At 25.4% G+C, this 4,559-nt stretch carries 3 protein-coding genes; all 3 read left to right on the top strand.

Annotated elements, in window-relative coordinates:
- Positions 1–1,746: ATP-binding protein (locus ACTT9Y_RS07025; RefSeq protein WP_440933647.1), on the top strand; the 1,746-nt coding region annotated here is incomplete at its 5' end.
- A 2-nt stretch (positions 1,747–1,748) separates the two neighbouring features.
- The gene (locus ACTT9Y_RS07020; protein ID WP_440933646.1) at positions 1,749–3,104 is read left to right on the top strand and encodes a sigma-54-dependent transcriptional regulator; all 1,356 of its coding nucleotides are present in this window, start codon (positions 1,749–1,751) and stop codon (positions 3,102–3,104) included.
- Positions 3,105–4,496: a Trk system potassium transporter TrkA gene (gene trkA / locus ACTT9Y_RS07015; RefSeq protein WP_440933645.1), complete on the top strand. Its 1,392-nt coding sequence runs from the start codon at positions 3,105–3,107 to the stop codon at positions 4,494–4,496. It begins immediately after the preceding gene.
- Positions 4,497–4,559: the final 63 nt, after the last annotated feature.

The following is a 4,559-nucleotide window of genomic DNA, read 5'->3' as shown; positions in this document are numbered from 1 at the left end:
ATATTATTTATTATCACATTATCGATAGGTTTTTTAACCTTTTTAACTTTTATTGATAAAGGATTTATTGAATTATCAGATCAAAATTTACAAATTTTATTAGTTCTAAACATTGTTCTTTTAATAGCACTTTTTATTTTTATTTTTGTTGAGATTAAGAGCGCAATTAAAAATGATATTGATAAAGATGGTTTAAAATCTAATAAAAAATATATTACATACTTTGGTTTATTTACTTTAATTCCATCAGTATTAATTTCAATATTTTCACTCTTTTTATTTTCTTTTGCTTTAGAAAAGTATTTTGACAAAAAAGTTACCACAGTTGTTAATAATTCCTATGAGTTAGCAAAAAATTATGTTGAGGAAATTAGAAACAAAATTCAATCTGATATAGTTTTAATAGCTTTTGATACAAACAAAAGTAAAAAATTTCTTAATGATAATCAAAATGAATATAAGAGATTTTTAAATACACAAAAATTGATAAGAGATGTTGATGAGGTGCATATTATAGATATTAATAAAAAACTTTTATTTTCAACTTTAAATGATGATCAACCATATGTCCCTCCAGTTGATAGAGCCTTAAACTTGGTTTTGGATGACGATCGTCCTTTAAAGATTATTAATGCTCCTGAAAATATTTCTGCTGCAATAATGAGACTGCAAAATTTTGAAGATAGATTTTTATATGTCGTGAAATATTTAGATAAAGATATTTCTAGGTATTTAACAGAGTCTGAAGAAGCTATTAATTTTTATTATACAGTTGAGGAAAAAAGCACCGGTATTAAAATTTCATTTGCTATTATTTATATTATAGTTGTTAGTGTTTTGTTATTTGTCTCTATATCTATTGCGATCAGATTTTCATCTAGGTTTTTTAGGTCTATTAATAATTTAATTCTTGCATCAACATCTATTGGGCAAGGAAATTTTAATGCAAAAGTCCCCGAAGTCAAAACTGATAAAGATTTAGAAACCTTAAACAAAAATTTCAATTTGATGATAGATAGGCTGAAAAGCCAACAAGAAAAGTTAATAATCAATGAAAGACATGAGGCTTGGGGAAGTTTAGCTAGAAAACTTGCTCATGAAATTAAAAATCCACTTACACCTATTCAATTAACTATAGATAGATTAAAAAATAAATATTCAAACCAATTAAATGAAAATGAAACTGAAAATTTTAAAGATAATTTAAAAGTTATAAATAACCAAATAAAACAAATCGAAAAATTAGTTAATGAATTTTCTGACTTTGCAAGAATGCCTAAACCAATATTTAGAGAAAATAACTTAGTAGACATAATTCAGGAAAATATAAATTTGCTCAAAGAATTAGATGATTCTATTGATATTAATTTTAAAAATGATTTTAATAAAATTACGTTAGAGAGTGATAGGGAACAATTAAGTAGAGTATTTTTAAATTTGATTAAAAATTCTATAGAAAGTATCAATCAAAAAGCTCAAAACAACAACAATTTCAGCAAAAAAATTGGTATTGAACTTACAGAAGATGATAGCCACATAAAAGTAACTTTAGAAGATAGTGGTGTTGGTTTTAGTGAATTGAAAAATAATATTAAAGATATACTTAACCCGTATTTCACGACTAAGAAAAATGGAACCGGTTTAGGATTATCAATAGTTAATAAAATAATTAATGATCACAATGGAAAAATAGACTTTATACCAATTCAAAATGGTGCAAAAATTAATGTTATATTTTTAAAATAATAATGAGTGAAGAAATTTTAATTGTAGACGATAACGCTGATATCAGAAATATAATTAATGAATTAATTATAGATGCTGGTTATAAAACTAGGTTAGCTGCAAATTATAACCAAGCACTTGCTGAAATAGATAAAAAATTACCTGATGTGGCAATTCTTGATGTCAAATTGGATAAAGGAGATAATGACGGCATTGAACTTCTTTCACATATTAAATCTAAAAACAAAGATACACCTGTTATAATTATTTCTGGTCATGCAAACATTGAAATGGCTGTAAAATCTTTGCAGCACGGAGCATTTGAATTTATAGAAAAACCATTTGATCAAGAAAGATTACTTAACTTTGTTAAAAGAGCAGTTGAAAATTTTAATTTAAAAAAACAAAATAGAGAATACGAAAGTAAATTATTCTCATCTTATGAATTAATAGGAAATAGCAAAAATATAGTAAATATAATTGATCAAATTAAAAAAATTTCAGTTACTGAAAGTAGAGTTTTTATAAGTGGTCCTTCTGGTTCTGGAAAAGAATTAATTGCTAGAAAAATCCATAAAACATCTGCTAGAAGTAAAAACCCATTTATTGTCCTAAATGGTGCTTTACTAGATTTTAACAAGTATGAATTAGAATTATTTGGAGAAGAAAAAGAAAATGGTTCTATCTCATACGGAGCGCTTGAAAAAGCAAACAAAGGAACACTCTTAATTGATCAAGTTTCAGAAATACCATTAGATATACAATCTAAAATATTAAGAGTTTTAACTGATCAAAAATTTAAAAGAGTTAACGGAAGTAATGACGTAAGTGTGGATGTAAGATTAATTTGTTCATCAAGTAAAGATTTAAAAAAAGAAATAGAAATTGGTAATTTTAGAGAAGATTTATTTCATAGAATAAATGTTTTTGAAATAAATATTGAACCATTAAATCAAAGAATTTCAGACATACCCTTGTTAATTAAATATTTTTCAAAAAAAATATCTGAAAATTATAAAATTAAAGAATTAGATATAGATGAAAATAACAGTTACATACTAAATCATAATTGGCATGGTAATGTTAGAGAGTTAAGAAATTTAATTGAGAGAATAGCAATATTACAACCTGACACTAAGGATAAAATTTCAAATATTATTAAAGAATCTTTAAAAAATACAAGTTATGACGATCAATTCGCTGAAAATAGCCTTTCTGTGCCATTAAAAGAAGCTAGAGAAAAATTTGAAAAGGAGTATTTAACTATTCAACTTAAGAAATTTAATGGAAATATTTCTAAAACAGCAAATTTTGTTGGAATGGAAAGAAGTGCATTACATAGAAAATTAAAAGGTTTAGGCATCAAAGATTTTAACTAGATGAATATAATCATTTGTGGAGCTGGAAGAGTGGGATTCACTATAGCTAAACAGCTAAGTGAGCAAGGACATTCTATAACTGTTATTGACCCTTCTAGTGAAGATATTCAAAAAATTGATGATGCTTTGGACGTAAAGGCTATAGTAGGAAAAGGTACTTATCCATCTATATTAGAAAAAGCTAACGCATCAGAGACAGATATGATTATAGCAGTTACAAGAAATGATGAAATTAATATGCTTATTTGCCAAATAGCATTTTCAATTTTTAAAATTCCAAAAAAAATAGCAAGAATAAGATCTCAAGATTATCTAAATCCAAAATTTACAAGAGTATATAACAAAGAGAATCTCCCAATAGATGTGATTATTTCACCAGAGATTGAAATTGCTAAATCAATACAAAGAAAACTTGAGGCCCCTGGAGCATTAGATAGCGTTCCATTTGCTGATAATAAAATTAGATTATTAGAAATTTTAATTAACGAAAATTGTAAATTAATTAACATCAAGCTAAATGATTTAACGAAAAAATATCCTAATTTAGATGCTAATATAATTGGAATTATAAGAGACGAAAAATTTTTAATTCCAAAGAAAAACGATGATGTTAAAAAAAATGATAAAATCTATGTAATAATCAATTCTTCACAAATGTCTGATACTTTAGAAGCTTTCGGACATGTTGAAAAAGTATCTAAAAATATTTTAATAGTAGGAGGTGGAAATATAGGTTTTAATTTAGCTAAAAACATTGAAGAAACTTTGGATGCAGCAAGAGTAAAAATTATTGAAAAAAATAAAGAAAGAGCAGAATTTCTTGCCAGTGAGTTAAATAATACAATTGTTATTAATGGAGATGCTTTAGATGAGGAAGTTCTTGTGGAGGCTAATTTACAAGAAGCAGAAACTGTTCTCGCTTTAACAAATGATGATGAAGATAATTTGATGGTAAGTGTTCTTGTTGAAAAATTTGCAAAAGATGAAAAGGATATTGATGATAAAAGAACAATGGCTTTAATAAATAAGCCTAATTATTCCTTATTACAAAACTCATTAAAAATTGATGATCTTATAGATCCCAGAATGAATACTGTATCAAGTATTTTAAAACATATCCACAAAGGGACTATAGAAACAGCTTATACAATTATGAATGGTGAATATGAAGTAATTGAAGCTGAAATTATAGAAACGTCAGAACTTATCAATAAAGAATTAAAAAATTCAAACTTACCAGAAGAGATAAGAATTGGAGCAGTCTTAAGAGATAACAAAGTTATAATACCTCGATCAAATTTTGTTTTCCAAAAAGAGGATAAAGTTGTTTTTTTAGCCAAGAAAGACTCAATTTCAGTAGTAGAAAATATATTTAGAATTAGTTCTATTTAATTAAATGTCATTTTTTAGAGTAAAGTATTTAAGTTTCTTTTTTATATTAATATCTATTTTTTC

The organism is Candidatus Pelagibacter sp. (assembly GCF_052049995.1).
In the GTDB taxonomy this organism is placed as follows: domain Bacteria; phylum Pseudomonadota; class Alphaproteobacteria; order Pelagibacterales; family Pelagibacteraceae; genus Pelagibacter.
This window is presented reverse-complemented; position numbering and strand designations above follow the sequence as displayed.

Bases quoted from the DNA above. Each gene is read 5' to 3' on its own strand.
- ACTT9Y_RS07020 (WP_440933646.1), top strand. From the start codon at position 1,749: ATGAGTGAAGAAATTTTAATTGTAGACGATAACGCTGATATCAGAAAT.
- trkA (WP_440933645.1), top strand. From the start codon at position 3,105: ATGAATATAATCATTTGTGGAGCTGGAAGAGTGGGATTCACTATAGCT.